Below are 17,162 nucleotides of genomic sequence, written 5' to 3'. Positions count from 1 at the left end.
CATGATCCGGCGCGACGGAGCCGCTGATCGGTCAGAGCGTGCCGGTACCGCCGGTCGCCCCGAACACGCTGCCGCTGGTGAAGCTGATCGCCGGGTCCGCCAGCGCCACGTAGAGCCCGGCGAGTTCGACCGGCTGGCCGGCGCGGCCGAGCGGGGTGTCCTGCCCGAACTCGCCCATCTTGCCCGGCAATTGTCCGCCCGCGACCTGCAGCGGCGTCCACACGGGTCCCGGCGCGACCGCGTTGACGCGGATCCCCTGTTTGGCGACCTGCTTCGCCAGCCCCTTGGTGAAGATCAGGATGCCGCCCTTGGTGGTCGCATAGTCGAGCAGTTCCTCGCCCGGATCGACCGAATTGACCGAGGCGGTGTTGATGATCGAGGCGCCCGGCTTCATCAACGGCAGCGCCGCCTTCGACAGGTGGAACATCGCATAGAGATTGGTCTTCATCGTCCGGTCGAACTGTTCGGCGCTGATGTCCGCGATCGAGGCCTTGGACTGCTGATAGGCGGCGTTGTTGACGAGGATGTCGAGCCCGCCGAGTTCGCGATTGGCGCGCGCGATCAGGTCGCGGCAGAATTTTTCGTCGGTCAGGTCGCCCGGGATCAGCACGACCTTGCGCCCCTCGCCGCGGAGCAGGCGCGCGACGTCCTGCGCGTCCGGCTCCTCGGTCGGATAGTAATTGATCGCGACGTCGGCGCCCTCGCGCGCGAAGGCGATCGCCGCGGCCCGACCGATGCCCGAATCGCCGCCCGTGACCAGCGCCTTGCGTCCGGTGAGCCGGCCCGATCCGCGATAGCTCGTCTCGCCGCAGTCCGGCACCGGCTTCATGTCCCGCTGCAACGCCGGCCATTTCTGCCGCTGCTCCGGGAACGGCTGGCTGGTGTACTTCGTCTGCGGATCGGACGCGGGCGCCGGGGTTTGCGCAAAGGCCGGTACCGCGGCAGCGGCGACACCGGCGACGGCGGCGCCCTTGAACAGGTCGCGGCGGTTGGTCTGGTCGGTCATGGCGGAAGCTCCCGAATTGTCCCCGCCACAATCGCCGGTGGCGCCGGATGGTTCATCCGTGCCGGACAAATGATGTGACTTGCCAATGCCATGGCCGGCAGCGAGGGGGAGCGCCGATGACCGCTCGCGATATCGAATCCCGCATCGCGTTGGCGATGCTGCCGCTCGGCGCGGTCCTGACGCTGGTCTCGGCGGTCGGGCTGATCGGCGCCATCGGATTGGCGGGGATGCTGCTCTGGCGCTGGCCGGCCGATGCGGGCTGGTGGCTGGCGTGGACCGCGGCCGCGGCGATCGCCGCGCTATATGTGCTGCGCAAGGGGATCGAGACGATGAGCACCTTCGACTGGCGCATGGCGATCGCGCCGCTGGTCGTCGGTGCGGCGGTGGCGTCCGCCTGCCCGTTCTGGTGGCTGTGAGGTCTTGCGGGACCGGCCTGCTCTCTCCTACCCCGGCGGCATGACCGATCTGCCGAAGACGCCCCAGCAGGCTGCCGACGAACTGGCGTCGCTCGCTGAAACGATCGCCCACCACAACCGGCGCTATCATACCGAGGATGCGCCCGAGATTTCGGACGCGGACTATGACGCGCTCGTCCGCCGCAACAATGCGCTGGAGGCGGCGTTTCCCGATCTCGTCCGTGCCGATTCGCCGAGCCGGCAGGTCGGCGCCGCCCCCGCCGCACATCTCGCCAAGGCCCCCCACGCGCGGCCGATGACCAGCCTCGACAATGCCTTCGCCGACGTGGACGTCGCCGAATTCGTCGGGCGCATCCGCCGGTTCCTGAAGCTCGACGACGACGAACCGGTGATGCTCACCGCCGAACCCAAGATCGACGGCCTCTCCTGTTCCCTGCGCTACGTCGACGGCGTGCTGGAACAGGCGCTGACCCGCGGCGACGGGCGGATCGGCGAGGACGTCACCGCCAATGTCCGCCATATCGCCGACATCCCGGTGTCGCTGCCCGATGCCCCTGCCGTGTTCGAAATCCGCGGCGAGGTCTATATGGCGAAACCGGCGTTTGCCGCGCTCAACGCACGATTGCGCGACGAGGCCGAGGACCCGGCGAAGGCGCGCCAGTTCGCCAATCCGCGCAACGCCGCGGCGGGGTCGCTCCGCCAGAAGGACCCGCAGGTCACCGCCGGCCGGCCATTGCGCTTCTTCGCCTGGGGCTGGGGCGATCACAGCGCGCTGCCCGCGTCGACGCAGGCGGAGATGATGCGGCGCATCCGCGCATGGGGGTTCCGCGTCGCCGACGACGACCTGGTCGCGCCGGTGCGCCCGAATATCGCCGAGGCCGGCGATGCCGGGGCGGCGCTCGGCACCTATCGCGCGATCGAGGCGCAGCGCGCCGACCTGCCGTTCGATATCGACGGCGTCGTCTACAAGCTCGACCGGCTCGACTGGCAGGAGCGGCTCGGCACCGTCGGCCGCGTGCCCCGCTGGGCGATCGCGCACAAATTTCCGGCCGAACAGGCGCAGACCACGCTGGAGCGGATCGACATCCAGGTCGGCCGCACCGGCGCGCTGACCCCGGTCGCGCGGCTGGAGCCGGTGACGGTCGGCGGGGTCGTCGTCACCAACGCGACCCTCCACAACGCCGACGAAATTGAAAGGCTAGGCGTACGCGAGGGCGACCGCGTCGTCGTGCAGCGCGCCGGCGACGTCATCCCGCAGATCGTCCAGAACCTCACCCCCGACACGGATCGCCCGGCCTGGCCCTTCCCCCGCGCCTGCCCCGATTGCGGATCGGCGGTGGAGCGCGAGGAGGGCGAGGTCGTCTATCGCTGTACCGGCGGCCTGATCTGTCCGGCGCAGCGCGTCGAGCGGCTGATCCATTTCGTCTCGCGGCATGCCTTCGACATCACCGGGCTCGGCGCGACGCTGATCGAGGCGTTCTTCACCGACGGGCTGATCCAGGCGCCGGCCGACATCTTTCGCCTGACCGAGGAGCAGCTCGCCGCGCGGAAGAAGGACGGACGGGTGTGGGCGGCGAACGTCATCGCCGCGATCGAGGCTCGCCGCACCATCGCGCTCGACCGCTTCCTGTTCGCGCTCGGCATCCGCCACGTCGGCGAGATCACCGCGCGCGACCTCGCCCGCCGCTATCGCTCGGCACGCGCGCTGGGCGCGATGCTACGCCACGCGGTGTTTCTCCACCGGCAGACGCAGCCGGTGATCGGCGAGACCGACCGCAAGTTCGTCCTGCGCCGCGACAAACTGCTGGTCACTGCGATCGAGACGCCGGGCATCGGACCCGAGGTCGCCGGCGCGCTGATCGGCTTTTGCGCCGAACCTCACAACCACGCCGCCGTGTTCGACCTGCTGCGCCAGGTCCGCCCCGCCGACGTCGTCTGGGAAACGCGCGCCTCGCGGGTTAGCGGCAAGACGCTGGTCTTCACCGGCAAGCTCGAAACGCTCAGCCGCGACGAGGCCAAGGCACAGGCCGAGGCGCTGGGCGCGCGCGTGTCGGGCTCTGTTTCCGCCAAGACCGACATGGTCATCGCCGGCGCAGATGCAGGGTCGAAACTGAAGAAGGCGGGCGACCTGGGGGTGGAGGTCATCAGCGAGGCCCAATGGGCGGAAATCGTGGCCGAAACGGTATAGTATGCGCTAGCCGAGCGTTGCTTTTTTGCAACGCACAATCAACGACTTTTGCGTGGAACCAAACGCGACTGGCAACTGTCACGGAACAGAAATACTGCAAGCGCAGGGGCGCGGCGACGGCAAAAGATCCGGGCCGCGATTCCGAGCAGATGCTCAAAGGGGACATAACGAAATGCGAAACAACCTTTTCCTAGGGGTGGCCGCGGTCGCGCTCATCGCGCCGGCTGCCGCATCCGCCCAGGAGACGACCTCGACGATCCGCGGCACCGTGACCGCGAACGGCGCGCCCGTCGCGGGCGCGACGGTGGTCGTCATCAACGTCCCCTCGAACACGCGCGCCCAGACGACGACCGGTACGGACGGATCGTTCACGCAGACGGGCCTGCGAGTCGGCGGCCCCTTCACCGTCGAAGTGACGAGCCCGCAGGGCAACACCACCGTCACCGACATCTTCACGATCTCGCAGCAGGCATATGAGCTGCCGGTCGACCTGACCGCAGGCGCCGAGGCCGGCGGCGACATCGTCGTGACCGCACGCTCGATCGCGGGTGCCGGAACGGTGGGTACGGCGCTGCGTACGGTTTTGACCCAGGAAGACATCCGCAAGGTCGCCTCGGTCAATCGCGACATTCGCGACATCGAACGTCGTGACCCGCTGGCGACCCTCGACCTGACGAACAGCCGTGCGGTGAGCTTCGGTGGCGTCAACCCGCGCTTCAACCGCTTCACCATCAACGGTGTGCAGGTCGGCGACAGCTTCGGCCTCAACTCGGACGCCAACCCGACCGGTCGCGGCCCCGTGCCGTTCGACGCCATCGGTCAGGTGTCGGTATCCATCGCCCCGGTCGATATCCGTCAGGGCAACTTCCAGGGCGGTGCAATCGACACCGTGCTGTTGTCGGGAACGAACGAGTTCCACGGCACTGGCTTCTATTCGCAGAGCCGTGACGATTGGCAGGGCAGGCGGATCGGTTCGGAACGTGTCAACAATCTGCCGGATTACAATTCCGAAACCTACGGCGCGACGCTTTCCGGGCCGCTGATCGCCGACAAGCTGTTCTTCATGGTGTCGGCGGAGCGCAACACCGATCCCCGCCCGCTCGCCACGACCAGCATTACGCAGGTGCCCGGCGTCACGCAGGCTCAGGTCGATCAGATCAGCTCGATCGCCCAGAGCGTGTATGGCTACAACCCGGGCGCGTTCACGTCGATCAACAACCAGAAGGACGAAAAGATCGTCGGCCGGATCGACTGGAATATCACCGATCGCCAGAAGCTCTCTCTGTCGTACATCAACGCCTATGAATCGAGCACCGTCGCTCAGGGCACGAGCCAGTCGACGACCACGCCTGCGGTCGGTCTAGCGTCGAACTATTACCAGCGCAGCGTTCTGCTGCGGTCGGGTATCGCCCAGCTGAATTCCGACTGGACGGACAACTTCTCGACCGAAACCCGATTCCTGTACCAGTACAACAAGGTTGGTCAGGACCCGTTGCTCGGCACGAATTTTGCCCAGTTTTCCGTATGTACGGCGCCGACCAGCGTCGTTTCCGGGACCAATTCCGTAAGCAATTGCGGCACCGGCAATTCGCAGGTCATCTTCGGACCGGACATCAGCCGTCAGGCCAACCAGCTGTTCTTCGACAATTGGGGCGGTTCGATCCAGGCGCGTTACACCGCGGAAGGCCACGAAATTAAGGTGCTGGCGGAAGTGAACGCCAAGCGGACCTTCAACTATTTCCTGCAGCGCCTAAACGGCGCCTATTATTTCGACTCGATCGCGGATTTCCAGAATCGTTCCGCATCGCAGTTCGACTATGCCAATGCGGTGTCGCTCAATCCGACGGACGCGGCGTCGGACTTCCGCTACCAGCAGTATACGTTCGGTTTGCAGGACACGTGGGAAGTCACGGATGCGCTGCAGCTGACGTATGGCGTGCGGTACGACTTGTACGCGCAGCGTTCGCCGGTGGCAGCGAACACGTCGTTCTTCAATCGCTATGGGTTCTACAACACCAAGACCTACAAGGGTCTCGACAACTGGCAGCCGCGCATCAGCGCGCAGTGGAAGCCGGTGCATGACCTGTCGATCCGCGCATCCGCGGCGGTCTTTGGCGGCGGCTCGCCGGACATCTATCTGTCGAACAGCTATTCGAACACCGGTGTCCTGACCAACCGCATCACCACGATGACGCGTGCGGCAGCGGTAGCTGGCACGGTGCCGGGCTCGCTCGCGACCTCCACCTGCACCGCAACCTACGTGGGCGCCAATGCCGCGCTCTGCACGGCCGGCCTGAACAACGTATCGGGAACGTCGATCCCGGCGGCGATCAGTTCGTACCTCGCCAACACGCCCGCAGGTGGCAACCCCGCGCCGACCAATGCGCTTGCGCAGGATTTCAAGCTGCCGTCGGTGACAAAACTCACCGCGTCGGCAGACTATAAGCTGTTCGGGTTCAATGTCGGCGCGACGTATCTGTACACGAAGACCAATCAGGCTGTGACGTTCACGGACCTGCGTTCGGTCGTCATCGGTACGCTGCCTGACGGCCGTCCTCGCTATGGCAGCCGTACGACCTTCGCAGATACCAACCAGGACATCCTGCTCACCAATACGACGAAGGGCCGGAGCCACATCTTCGTGGCGCATTTCGACAAGGAGTTCGATTGGGGCCTGTCGTTCGGCGGCAGCTACACCTATCAGGACGTGAAGGACGTCAGCCCGGCTGCGTCGTCGACGGCGTCGTCCAATTATTTCAACGTCGCGATGTCGGATCCCAACAACGCGACGCTGGGAACGTCCGCCGACCAGACGAAATGGGCGTTCAAGTATAACGTCGGTTTCGACCATGCCTTCTTTGGCGACTATAAGACGACGATCCAGCTCTTCGGCGAGACGCGGGCAGGACGCCCGTTCAGCTACACCATGCAGAGCCCGGTCAACGGCCGTTCGTCGGTGTTCGGAACGATCGGTGGCCCCGGCCTCGGCACCAACTCCGATCAGCGGTTCCTGCTCTATGTGCCGACCAGCACCACCGATCCGCTGGTCAGCTACGACACCGCCGATACGGCCAATGCGCTCAACGGCCTGATCGAGAGCACGAAGCTGAAGGACTATCGCGGCAAGATCGCGGCGCGGAACATCGACCGCAATCGCGCCTTCACGCGTATCGATCTTCACCTCGAGCAGGAGATCCCGACGTTCATCGGCAAATCGCGCCTGTCGATCTTCGGCGACATCGAGAACCTGCCGAACCTGCTGAACAGCGACTGGGGTGGCCTGCGCCAGCTCGCATTCCCGCAATATGCTCCGGTCGTGCAGGTGCAGTGCCTCACCGCCCCGGCAGCTACCGGCGTGGCCGGCACCGTAGCAGCAAACACCTCGCAGGCGTGCGCGCAGTATCGCTATTCCAGCTACCGCACGCCCGGCACGGGGTTCACGAGCATCAACAACTCGCTCTACCTCGTCCGTATCGGCGCCCGCTTCTCGTTCTAACGAGGGCATCGCTTTACGGCTCACCGGGCCGCCGCTCCTCACCGGGAGCGGCGGCCCTTCTTTTTTGCACCCTTGGCCCGGCGCGTGTAGAGACCGCGGCGACATGGCGACCCTTCCCGCCCCACACCGCCCGGCGCTCAACGTGCGTCCGTTTTTCGAGAACAAGAGCCGTGCGTTCTGGACGTTGCAGGCGGTCGGCTGGACCGGCTATCTGCTGCTCCGCGGCGCGTCGTCGCTGACCAACCTGTCGCTGGAGGCGATTATCCCCGTGCTCGTCGAGGCGATCACGGGCTATTGCGTGACACTGCTGCTCTCGACGTTCTACGGCTATTTCCGGGGCCTGCCGCGCGTACCGGGGCTGATCCTGACGATCGTCGCCTTCGCCGGCGCGACGCTGTTCTGGGCGTTCCTCGACGCCTTCACTTGGTCGCTGATCCAGAACGGCCAGCCCGGAGTCACGCTGCCGCGCCTGCTCGCCGCCTTCTACGTCACCTTCACCGCACTGTTCGGCTGGTCGGCGCTGTATTTCGGGATCAATTTCTACCTGATCGTCGAGGATCAGATCGACCAGATGCAGCATCTGGAGAACCAGGCGTCCTCGGCGCAGCTGGCGATGCTGCGCTACCAGCTCAACCCGCATTTTCTGTTCAACACGCTTAATTCGATCTCGACGCTGGTGCTGCTCAAGCAGACCGAAAGGGCGAATGCGATGCTGAGCCGGCTGTCGTCGTTCCTGCGGTATACGCTGGCCAACGAACCGACCGCGCACGTCACGGTGGCGCAGGAGGTGGAGACGCTGAAACTGTATCTCGAGATCGAGAAGATGCGGTTCGAGGAGCGGCTGCGGCCGAAGTTCGAGATCGACCAGGCCGCCGAACGCGCCCGCCTTCCCTCGCTGCTGCTCCAGCCGCTGGTCGAGAATGCGATCAAATATGCGGTCAGCACGCAGGAGGAAGGCGCGGAAATCTGCGTTCGCGTGCGGCTCGCCGGGGATCGCGTGCAGATCGGCGTATCCGACACCGGACCGGGTTTGCAGGACGGTCGTCCGATGCCAAGCCTTTCAACCGGCGTAGGTCTCCCCAATATTAGGGAGCGGCTGGTGCAGGCTTATGGCCCGGACCACCGTTTCGAGACGCGTACCGCGCCGGCTGGAGGCTTTTCGGTGGAGATCGAGATTCCCTTCCAGCTCGACGATCTGAGTAGAGAGGCCGCATGACGATCAGAACCATCCTGGTGGACGACGAACCACTCGCGATCCAGGGCCTGGAGCTCAGGCTCCAGGCACATGATGATATCGAGATCATCGAGAAATGCTCCAACGGCCGCGAGGCGATCCGGGCGATCAAGACGCACAAGCCCGACCTCGTCTTTCTCGACATCCAGATGCCCGGGTTCGATGGCTTTTCGGTGGTGCAAGGGCTGATGGAGGTCGAGCCGCCGCTGTTCGTGTTCGTCACCGCTTATTCCGACCACGCGCTGCGCGCGTTCGAGGCGCAGGCGGTCGACTATCTGATGAAGCCCGTCGAGGAAGCGCGGCTTGCCGACACGATCGAGCGGGTGCGGCAAAGGCTCAGCGAGAAGCGGGGCGTCGAAGAGGTCGAGAAGCTGAAGGAGGTGCTCGCCGAGCATGCGCCGGAAGCCGCCGCGGACATGGTCGACGGCGGTGATGCGGTCAGCGCCAATCGCTTCGAAAAGCTCATCAATATCAAGGATCGCGGCCAGATTTTCCGCGTCGACGTCGACACGATCGAGCGGATCGATGCGGCGGGCGATTACATGTGCATCTACACCGGCGACAACACGCTGATCCTGCGCGAGACGATGAAGGATCTGGAAAAGCGGCTCGACCCTCGACGATTCCAGCGGGTGCATCGCTCGACGATCGTCAACCTGGATCTGGTCAAGCAGGTCAAGCCGCACACCAATGGCGAGTGCTTCCTGGTGCTCGATTCGGGTGCGAGCGTGAAGGTCAGCCGTAGCTATCGCGACGTGGTGGCGCGCTTCGTCCACTGATCGGTGGGACGGTCCTCGCCGTGAGGACCGTCCTCGCGGACTAGATCGAGCGACGACCGGTGAAGAGCTGGACGAGGCCGACGATGATCGCGATCACCAGCAGGATGTGGATCAGTCCGCCGGCGACGTGGAGCGAGAAGCCCAGCAGCCAGAGGATCAGCAGGATTACGGCGATCGTCCACAACATCGTACAGGGTCCCTTCCCGAGCGCCTGACCGACAGGGCCGGCGTCGGGCAATAAAACGTTACGCAGGCGATGCGAGTTCGGCCCGACGCGACGAAGTGCGGCCGATCAGGCGGACAGGATTGCCTGCGCCCGCGGGGCCAGCCAGTCGACGGCGGCGGCGTGAATGCCGGGTGCGGCCACCATCACCCCGAATGCGGTCGGGTTCGGCTTGTTGTAGCGCAGCGGCGCACCAACGGCATCGGTGACGGCCGCGCCGGCCTCCGCCGCGATCACCGCCGCCGCAGCGATGTCCCATTCGTTGCCCCAGCGCAGTGTCGCGACCAGATCGGCTTCGTCCGCCGCCACCATCGCCATCCGCAGCGCGATCGAGTTGGGCTTGTGGACCATCGTCAGGTGGCGGTCGATCTTGGGCAAGGCGTCGGTCGGCACCCGGGCGCCATCGAGGATCGTGCGGTTTCCCGCGTGGAGCGGCATCCCGTTGCGCTGCGCCCCCTGCCCCGCCGTCGCGCTCCACCGTTCGCGGCGCGCGGGGGCGTCGAGCACGCCGATCGTCGCACGACCATCCTCGACCAGCGCGATCGACACCGCCCAGCCCTCGCGCCCGCGGATATAGTCGCGCGTGCCGTCGATCGGATCGACGACCCAGACCCGAGACTGCGACAGCCGCTCGGGACTGTCCACCGTCTCTTCGGACAGCCAGCCGGCATCGGGGAGCAATCCCTCCAGCCGCGCCCGCAGCATACGATCGACGTCGAGATCGACCTCACATACCGGGCTGCCGGGCGTCTTCTCCCAGCGCGAGAAATCGGTACGCCAGCGGGCGAGCGCCATCTGCCCGGCCTCATGCGCGACCTGCGCCACCGCTGCGGTCAGATCGGCGCGCGGATCAGCCACCCGCGACGGTCATCCCGTCGATGCGCAATGTCGGCACGTTGGTGCCGTAGCGGAACTCCAGATCGTTGGCCGGCGTCAGCGCGCGGAACATATCCTTGAGGTTGCCCGCGATGGTGAATTCCGCAACCGGCCCGGCGATCTGCCCGCCCACAATACGGAAACCCGCCGCGCCACGACTGTAATCGCCGGTGACGCCGTTGACGCCCTGGCCGATCAATTCGGTGACGTAGACGCCGTCGGCGATGTCCTCGATCAGCGTGGCGACCGGGATAGTGCCGGCCTGCATGTAGAGGTTACTCGGCGACACGCCGGGGGAGCCGCCGACGCCGCGGGCGGCGTGGCCGGTCGGTTCGAGGCCGAGCTGCCGCGCCGAGCCGCTGTCGAGCAGCCATGTTTCGAGCATGCCGTTCTCGATCAATGCGACCGGCGACACCGGCAGGCCCTCGCCATCGAACGGCCGCGAGCGCAGGCCGTGCGGACGATGCGGATCGTCGCGGATCGTGACGCCGGAGGCGAAGACCTGCGTGCCGAGCGCGTCGAGCAGGAAGCTGGTCTTGCGCGCGATCGCCTGCCCCGAGATCGATCCCGTCAGATGACCGAGCAGCGATGCGCCGACGCGCGGGTCCATGACGACGGGCATCGCCCCGCTGGTGACGCGGCCGGGATTGATCCGCGCCACCGCGCGTTCGCCGGCGCGGCGGCCGATCTCCTTGGCGCTTTCGAGATGCGCGCGCTTGCGGGCGGCATGATGCGCGTAATCGCGCTCCATGCCGGCCGCGGCATCGCCGGCGAGGACGCTGGCCGAAAGGCTGTAAGCGGTGGCGGCATAGGCACCGGCGAAGCCGTGGCTGGTCGCGAGCGCCCAGACCGAACGCGACGCGCTCGCCCCGCCGCCCTCGCTGTTGGTGACGCCGGGCACCGCGCGCGCCGCATCCTCGGCCGCCAGCGCCAGTTCGCGCAATTCGGTCGGCGTCAGCGTGCCGCCGTCGTCGAGATCGAGCAGCGGCGGCGCGCCGTGCATCAGCCGGTCCTGCGGGGCGAGGCCCGACCATCGATCCTCCGGCGCCTCACGCGCCATCGCCACGGCGCGCTCGACCAGCGCGGCAACCGCATCGCCGGAAAGGTCGGAGGTCGACACGCTCGCCGAACGACGGCCGACGAAGACGCGCAGGCCGAGTTCCTCGCTTTCGGACCGGCCGACGTCCTCCAGCGCGCCCAACCGTACGGACAGGTCGAGCGAGGCATCGGCGGCGAAGACGGCGTCGGCAGCATCCGCGCCGGCTCTCGTGGCGCGGGAAACGATATCGGCGGCGCGGTCCCGCGCCTGATCTGGGGTCAGCATCGCCCCGACTTAAGGGCGTGGCGCCGGCGATGCTAGGCCCTGCGCGCGATCGAATCGTGCCGGCGTCACAGCGACGTACCGACGACCGCACAAGCGAGGAACATCAGCAGGCCGGCGAAGCGGTTGCTGCGAAAGCGGTCGAGCGGGTTGCGGCCATCCGCGGGACGGAGGGTCGCGACCTGCCAGCCGAGATGCACGGCCATCGGTGCCAGCGCGAGCAGGACGAGCGGATCGGGCCGCACCAGCCACAGCGCCGCGCCCCAGAGGGCGATGGCGGCGGTGTAGAAGGCTGCGGTGCCGCCCCTGACGTGCGCGCCCATCCGCAAGGCCGACGAGCGGACGCCGATCAGCGCATCGTCCTCGCGATCCTGCAAGGCGTAGATCGTGTCATAGCCGATCACCCAGGCGATGCAGCCGGCGTAGAGCAGCCACATCGGCAGCGAGAGGTCGCCGGCCACCTCGCTCCACCCGACCAGCGCCGCCCAGGAGAAGACGAGGCCGAGCCATGCCTGCGGCCACCAGGTGATGCGTTTCATGAACGGATAGGCCGCGACCGGCGCGATGCTGGCGAGCGATACGATTTGGGCAATGCCGCGTAGCTGGACGAGCACGACGAGGCCGACGAGGCACAGGGCGAGCAGCCACGCCCAGGCGAGCTTTAGAGATACGAGGCCGCTGGGGATGGGACGCGCGCGCGTACGGGCAACCTGCGCATCGAGATCGCGATCGACGATATCGTTGTAGACACAGCCGGCGCCGCGCATCGCGATGCTGCCGGCGAGGATCCACAGGATCAGCGGCCAGCGCTGCGGGAGGCCGCCGGCCAGCCCCACCGCCCATGCCCCCGGCCAGAACAGCAGCCACCAGCCGATCGGCCGGTCGAACCGGGCGAGCAGCGCCAGTCCCCGCAGCGAGGACGGCAGGCGGGCGACGAGGCCGCGGTGTTCGCTGTCGGGGACGATCTCGGCTGACATGCCCTGCCTTTGCCGCGGGGCGGGCCTTGGCGGCAAGCAGGCTTTTCGAGCGGGTTCGGCTTTTGCCTCGCTATCGCCGCGAACTTGCGGCACTCGCAGGCGATGATCGGGTTATCGGTGGCCGTCGGGCGGTTCGTGGAGGCGCTGTTCTGGGCGATCCTGCGCGTCGCGGGGGTGGTCACCGTTGCGGTCGTCGCCGTCGCGGCGGCATCCTTGCTCGCCTGGATCGTCGCGCGCAAATTATGGGCGCGTCAGAAGCGAAAGGGAGAGCGACCATGACCGCGACACCGGCCTGGCCGCCGCAATCGACCCCACGCCTGTTCGTCGAGCAGCCGCTCGCTGCAGGTCCGCTGCGGATCGATGGGCCGGCGGCGCATTATCTAGTGTCGGTGATGCGGATGGCGCCGGGCGATCCGGTGAAGCTGTTCGACGACGTGACCGGCGAATGGCTCGCCACTGCGGCGCAGGTCGGCAAGCGCGACCTCATTGTGGACGTGTCGACACTCCTACGCCCGCGCGAGCCGGTGCCGGACCTGTGGTTGTGCGCGGCGCCGTTGAAGAAGGGGCGCGTCGACTGGCTCGCCGAGAAGGCGTGCGAGCTCGGCGTCGACCGGCTGGTGCCGGTCATCACCCAGCGCACGATCGTCGATCGCCCGAAGACCGAACGACTGCGCAGTCACATGATCGAGGCGGCCGAACAATGCGCGCGTACCGCTTTGCCGAGCCTCGCCGAGCCGGTGAAGCTCGCCGCGCTGCTGCGCGACTGGCCGCGCGAGCGCCACCTGTTCTTCGCCGACGAGGCGGGCGGCGCCCCGGCCATGGAAGTGATGCGCGCGCATCCCGGTCCGGCGGCGATCCTGATCGGGCCGGAGGGCGGCTTCACCGATGACGAACGGCAGGCCATTCGCGCGCTGGATCAAGGGGTTGCGATCAGCCTCGGGCCGCGCATCCTGCGCGCCGACACCGCGGCCGCGGCGGCGGTATCGCTGTGGATGGCGGCGATCGGCGACTGGTAGGAAGTCTGGCTGGCGTACCCGTTGATCCGCGCGTAAGGGCGCGCTCATGACGACCAAGACCGAAAGCGCCAAGGACTCGCCGATCATCGAGTCGCGGGACCAGCTGATCGCCAGTTTCGCCAGGGGCGAAAAGCCGCGCGACCGGTGGCGGATCGGTACGGAGCACGAGAAGTTCGTCTATCGGAACGGCGACCATGGCGCGCCGAGCTGGGGCGAAGCGGGCGGCATCCGGGCGCTGCTGATCGAGCTGCAGCAATATGGCTGGCTGCCGGTCGAGGAAGGCGGCAACCTGATCGCGCTGAACGGCGCCGACGGCAGCGTCAGCCTCGAGCCGGCGGGACAGTTCGAACTGTCGGGCGCACCGCTCGACAATCTGCACCAGACCTGCGCCGAGACCGGCCGGCATCTGGAGCAGGTGAAGGCGGCGGGCGAGAAGCTGGGGATCGGCTTCCTCGGCCTCGGCATGTGGCCCGACAAGCGCCGCGACGAACTGCCGATCATGCCCAAGGGGCGCTATGCGATCATGCTGCGCCACATGCCACGCGTCGGCTCCATGGGCCTCGACATGATGCTGCGGACCTGCACGATCCAGGTGAACCTCGACTATGCGTCCGAGGCGGACATGGTGAAGAAGTTTCGCGTCGGGCTCGCATTGCAGCCGCTGGCGACGGCATTGTTTGCCAATTCGCCATTCACCGAGGGCAAGCCCAACGGCTTCCTGTCGTACCGCAGCCATATCTGGTCGGACACCGATCCGGCACGCACCGGCATGCTGCCGTTCGTGTTCGAGGACGGCTTCGGCTATGAGCGCTATGCCGACTATATGCTCGATGTGCCCATGTACTTCGTCTACCGCGAGGGGCGCTATATCGATGCGGCGGGCCTGTCGTTCCGCGACTTCCTGAAGGGCGAACTGTCCGTCCTGCCGGGCGAGAAGCCCAGCCTCGACGACTGGAACGACCATCTGTCCACCGCCTTTCCGGAGGTGCGGCTCAAGACCTTCCTCGAGATGCGTGGCGCGGATGGCGGGCCGTGGAACAAGATCTGCGCGCTGCCGGCCTTCTGGGTCGGGCTTCTGTACGACGATGCCGCGCTCGATGCGGCCTGGGATCTGGTCAAGGACTGGAGCCTGGAGGATCGGCAGACGCTGCGCGATGCGGTGCCGAAGCTGGCGCTGGATGCGCCGTTGCCGGGTGGCGGACGGCTGGGCGATATCGCCGGTCAGGTGCTCGATATCGCGCATGCCGGACTGGCGGCGCGCGGGCGCGCCAATGCGATGGGCGACAACGAAACCGGGTTCCTCGACCCGCTGCGCGAGATCGTGCGGTCGGGCAAGGTGCCCGCGCAGGTGCTGCTCGACCGCTACAACGGCGAATGGGCCGGCGATCTCGGCCGCGTCTATGGCGAGGCTAGCTTCTAGGGGTCAGTCCAGCCCCAGCGCCGCCTTCGCCACCCGCTCCAGCTCCGGGTCGAGCGGCAGCGGCGTCATGTCGACATGCGCTTCGAGCTGGTCCGCCACCGCGGTCAGCGCATGGATGCGCGCGGCCTTCTTGTCGTTGCCGTTGACGACCACCCAGGGTGCGCCGCCTGTGTCGGTCCGTGCGAACATGTCGTGCATCGCCGACAGATAATCCTCGCGCCGGGAACGGTTGCGGTAATCATCGAGCCCGGTCTTCCAGCGCTTCCACGGGTCGTCGAGCCGGTCCTTGAGGCGCCTGTCCTGCTCCTTCTGCGAGACGTGGACGAACAGCTTGATGAGGGTCGTGCCGCTTTCGACCAGTTCGGCCTCGAAAGCGTTGATCTCGTCATAAGCGCGGCGCCATTCGTCGTCGCTCGCATATTTCTCGACCCGCTCGACGAGGACGCGGCCGTACCAGCTGCGATCGAAGATGGTTATGTCGCCCGGCTCGGGCAGGCGGTTGCGGAAGCGCCAGAGGAAGTCCTGCGCCTTCTCGATCGCGGTCGGTGCTGAGATGGGATGGACCTCGAAATGACGCGGGTCCCATTCGGCGGTGAGGCGCTGGATGATGCCGCCCTTGCCCGCCGCATCCCAGCCTTCGAGCATCACCACCGCGCGGCGGCCATGGATGATATGCGCGACGAGAATCCGTTCGAGCCGATCCTCCAACACGGCGAGATCGCGCTTGTAATGGCCCTTATAGGGTTTGTTCTTCTCGAAATCGGCCAGATCGATCACGACGCGCTCCTTGTCATTCCTCGGGGACGTGAACGTTCCAGGCGCCGCGTGGACGCAGGACGAACCAGTAATAAGCGGCGGACCCCGCGATCTGCGCGGCCGTCATGATGAAGCCGGGGCGCCCCTCGTCCGGATCGAGCCAGCTCGTCCAGACGACATAGACCAGTGCGATCAGCGTGATGACCGGCGCGAGCGGGTAAAGCGGCATGCGATAGCGCGCGTGCGCGGTCGCACCGCTGCGCCGCCCGACCATCGCCGCGACCGCGATGCCGGCATAGATGGCAACGAGCCCGGTGCCGCTGAGCACCAGCAGCAACGTCAGCGGCAGGAAGCAGCAGGCCACCCCCACCCCGCCGACGATCAGCGTGCCGATCCACGGCGAGCCGAAGCGCGGGTGGATCTGCGTCATCCAGCGGTCGAGCGGGCGCCCCCAGCTGCCGTCGCGCGCGGTGCCGTAGAAGAAGCGCGAGCAGGCGAGGATGCAGGCGATGATCGCGTTGACGATCGCGATCACCACCCCGATCGCGATCGCATCCGCCAGCCAGCCCTGACCTCGCATCCGCGCGACGAGCCCGAACGGATCGTCGGCGGTGAGCAATGCGTGGAGGTCGGGCGCGCCCATCAGCACCGCCACCATCGGCACGATCTCGAACAGCAGGGTGAGGACGAGGCTGGCGAGGATCGCCCTGGCGATCAGGCGCGAGGGTTCGCGCATCTCCTCGCCGAAATAGACCGCGGCGCCATAGCCGTTGAGCGCAAAGATCGCGATCGACGTCGCCAGTCCGATCGCCGCGGGCGACGCGGGGACCAGGGAGGCCGCCTGCGGCATCACCGGCGCGGTCAGGAAGGCGGTGAACGGGCGGACGCTGTCGCTCCAGCCGAGCACGACGATCGCGACCAGCGCCAGCACCTCCCCCAGGAGGAAGAGGCCGGTGACCCAGGCGTTGATACGAATCTGCAGCAACGCGACGAAGGTCGAGGCGGCGACGACGGCGACCGCCACCGGCACCTCCGGCAAGCCGGGCCAGACGGTCGACAGCACCGCGCTGATGCCCAGGCCGGCTACTGGGGGGAAGAACAGGTTGTTGAAGACGTTCACGCCGAGCATGACGAAGCCGGCGAGTGGTCCCAGCGTCTTGGCGACCGCGACATATTCGCCTCCGGCGACCGGCCAGGCACTCGACAGTTCCGCATAGACGAAGGCGGTGGCGACGCAGACGATCCCGGCAAGGATCATCGCCCAGACCGCCCCCGTACCGGCGACCTGCAGCATGCCCGGGATGATGACGAAGACCGAGGATGCCGGCGTCGCGACCGACAGCGTCAGGAACAAGACGCCGGTGACGCCGAGGCTGCGGACGAGCGGGGTCGGCGGCTGGGGCTGCATCTGGTCGTCTAACATCGTCCCCCGCCTCTAGCCCCGCCGGGGTAGT

15 protein-coding genes are annotated in these 17,162 nt (G+C 67.0%); 8 read left to right on the top strand and 7 right to left on the bottom strand.

The annotated features are described in order from the left end of the window. Window positions 1–31 precede the first annotated feature (31 nt). Window positions 32–1,006, bottom strand: a complete 975-nt coding sequence (locus tag B2515_RS14635; protein ID WP_293877504.1) for an SDR family oxidoreductase — start codon at window positions 1,004–1,006, stop codon at window positions 32–34. Window positions 1,007–1,122: 116 nt separating this feature from the next. Here B2515_RS14635 and B2515_RS14630 point away from each other — a divergent pair, with 116 nt between their 5' ends. The 5 genes from B2515_RS14630 to B2515_RS14610 all read left to right on the top strand — a co-directional run bounded on the left by B2515_RS14630 (window position 1,123) and on the right by B2515_RS14610 (window position 9,119). Next, window positions 1,123–1,422, top strand: coding sequence for a hypothetical protein (locus B2515_RS14630; RefSeq protein ID WP_293877502.1), 300 nt, complete (start codon window positions 1,123–1,125; stop codon window positions 1,420–1,422). 40 nt (window positions 1,423–1,462) lie between these two features. Next, entirely contained in the window at window positions 1,463–3,610 is a 2,148-nt protein-coding gene (gene ligA, locus B2515_RS14625; protein WP_293877500.1) for an NAD-dependent DNA ligase LigA, read from the top strand. 25 nt (window positions 3,611–3,635) lie between these two features. Further along, window positions 3,636–7,106, top strand: a complete 3,471-nt coding sequence (locus B2515_RS14620; RefSeq protein WP_349676253.1) for a TonB-dependent receptor — start codon at window positions 3,636–3,638, stop codon at window positions 7,104–7,106. Window positions 7,107–7,209: 103 nt separating this feature from the next. Then, window positions 7,210–8,322: a sensor histidine kinase gene (locus B2515_RS14615; RefSeq protein ID WP_293877498.1), complete on the top strand. Its 1,113-nt coding sequence runs from the start codon at window positions 7,210–7,212 to the stop codon at window positions 8,320–8,322. After that, window positions 8,319–9,119, top strand: coding sequence for a LytR/AlgR family response regulator transcription factor (locus B2515_RS14610; protein ID WP_293877496.1), 801 nt, complete (start codon window positions 8,319–8,321; stop codon window positions 9,117–9,119). Before B2515_RS14615 ends, B2515_RS14610 begins: the two co-directional genes overlap by 4 nt. 40 nt (window positions 9,120–9,159) lie before the next feature. On the opposite strand, the gene B2515_RS14605 is transcribed toward B2515_RS14610, so the two are convergent. The 4 genes from B2515_RS14605 to ubiA form a co-directional block, all read right to left on the bottom strand. Next, complete coding sequence (locus tag B2515_RS14605; protein WP_293877494.1) at window positions 9,160–9,306, bottom strand: lmo0937 family membrane protein; 147 nt, start codon at window positions 9,304–9,306, stop codon at window positions 9,160–9,162. 105 nt (window positions 9,307–9,411) lie between these two features. Continuing rightward, a complete protein-coding gene (locus B2515_RS14600; RefSeq protein WP_293877493.1) occupies window positions 9,412–10,200 on the bottom strand; it encodes a 3'(2'),5'-bisphosphate nucleotidase CysQ in 789 nt (262 codons plus the stop codon). After that, window positions 10,193–11,542: a TldD/PmbA family protein gene (locus tag B2515_RS14595; protein ID WP_293877491.1), complete on the bottom strand. Its 1,350-nt coding sequence runs from the start codon at window positions 11,540–11,542 to the stop codon at window positions 10,193–10,195. The genes B2515_RS14600 and B2515_RS14595 overlap by 8 nt, the downstream gene beginning before the upstream one ends. A 65-nt stretch (window positions 11,543–11,607) precedes the next feature. Next, window positions 11,608–12,516 carry a 4-hydroxybenzoate octaprenyltransferase gene (gene ubiA, locus B2515_RS14590; protein ID WP_293877489.1) on the bottom strand — a complete coding sequence of 303 codons (909 nt, stop codon included), beginning with the start codon at window positions 12,514–12,516 and terminating at the stop codon, window positions 11,608–11,610. A 102-nt stretch (window positions 12,517–12,618) separates the two neighbouring features. On the opposite strand from ubiA, the gene B2515_RS14585 reads away from it, so the two are divergent. Genes B2515_RS14585 through B2515_RS14575 form a run of 3 tightly spaced genes read left to right on the top strand, consistent with a single transcriptional unit; the run spans window position 12,619 to window position 14,952 of the window. After that, window positions 12,619–12,795 carry a hypothetical protein gene (locus B2515_RS14585; protein ID WP_293877487.1) on the top strand — a complete coding sequence of 59 codons (177 nt, stop codon included), beginning with the start codon at window positions 12,619–12,621 and terminating at the stop codon, window positions 12,793–12,795. After that, window positions 12,792–13,532, top strand: a complete 741-nt coding sequence (locus B2515_RS14580; RefSeq protein ID WP_293877485.1) for a 16S rRNA (uracil(1498)-N(3))-methyltransferase — start codon at window positions 12,792–12,794, stop codon at window positions 13,530–13,532. The genes B2515_RS14585 and B2515_RS14580 overlap by 4 nt, the downstream gene beginning before the upstream one ends. A gap of 46 nt (window positions 13,533–13,578) precedes the next feature. Next, complete coding sequence (locus B2515_RS14575; RefSeq protein ID WP_293877483.1) at window positions 13,579–14,952, top strand: glutamate--cysteine ligase; 1,374 nt, start codon at window positions 13,579–13,581, stop codon at window positions 14,950–14,952. 3 nt (window positions 14,953–14,955) lie between these two features. Here the strand turns inward: B2515_RS14575 and B2515_RS14570 are convergent, their stop codons facing one another. Together B2515_RS14570 and B2515_RS14565 are read right to left on the bottom strand one after the other, a co-directional pair. Next, on the bottom strand, window positions 14,956–15,729 hold the full coding sequence (locus tag B2515_RS14570; protein ID WP_293877481.1) for a polyphosphate kinase 2 family protein: 774 nt from the start codon (window positions 15,727–15,729) through the stop codon (window positions 14,956–14,958). A 13-nt stretch (window positions 15,730–15,742) separates the two neighbouring features. Then, window positions 15,743–17,131 (bottom strand): APC family permease, encoded by a 1,389-nt coding sequence (locus B2515_RS14565; protein WP_293877479.1) that lies wholly within the window; start codon window positions 17,129–17,131, stop codon window positions 15,743–15,745. Between the last annotated feature and the right edge of the window lie 31 nt (window positions 17,132–17,162).

The organism is Sphingomonas sp. UBA978, from assembly GCF_002292295.1.
In the GTDB taxonomy this organism is placed as follows: Bacteria; Pseudomonadota; Alphaproteobacteria; order Sphingomonadales; family Sphingomonadaceae; genus Sphingomonas.
This window is presented reverse-complemented; position numbering and strand designations above follow the sequence as displayed.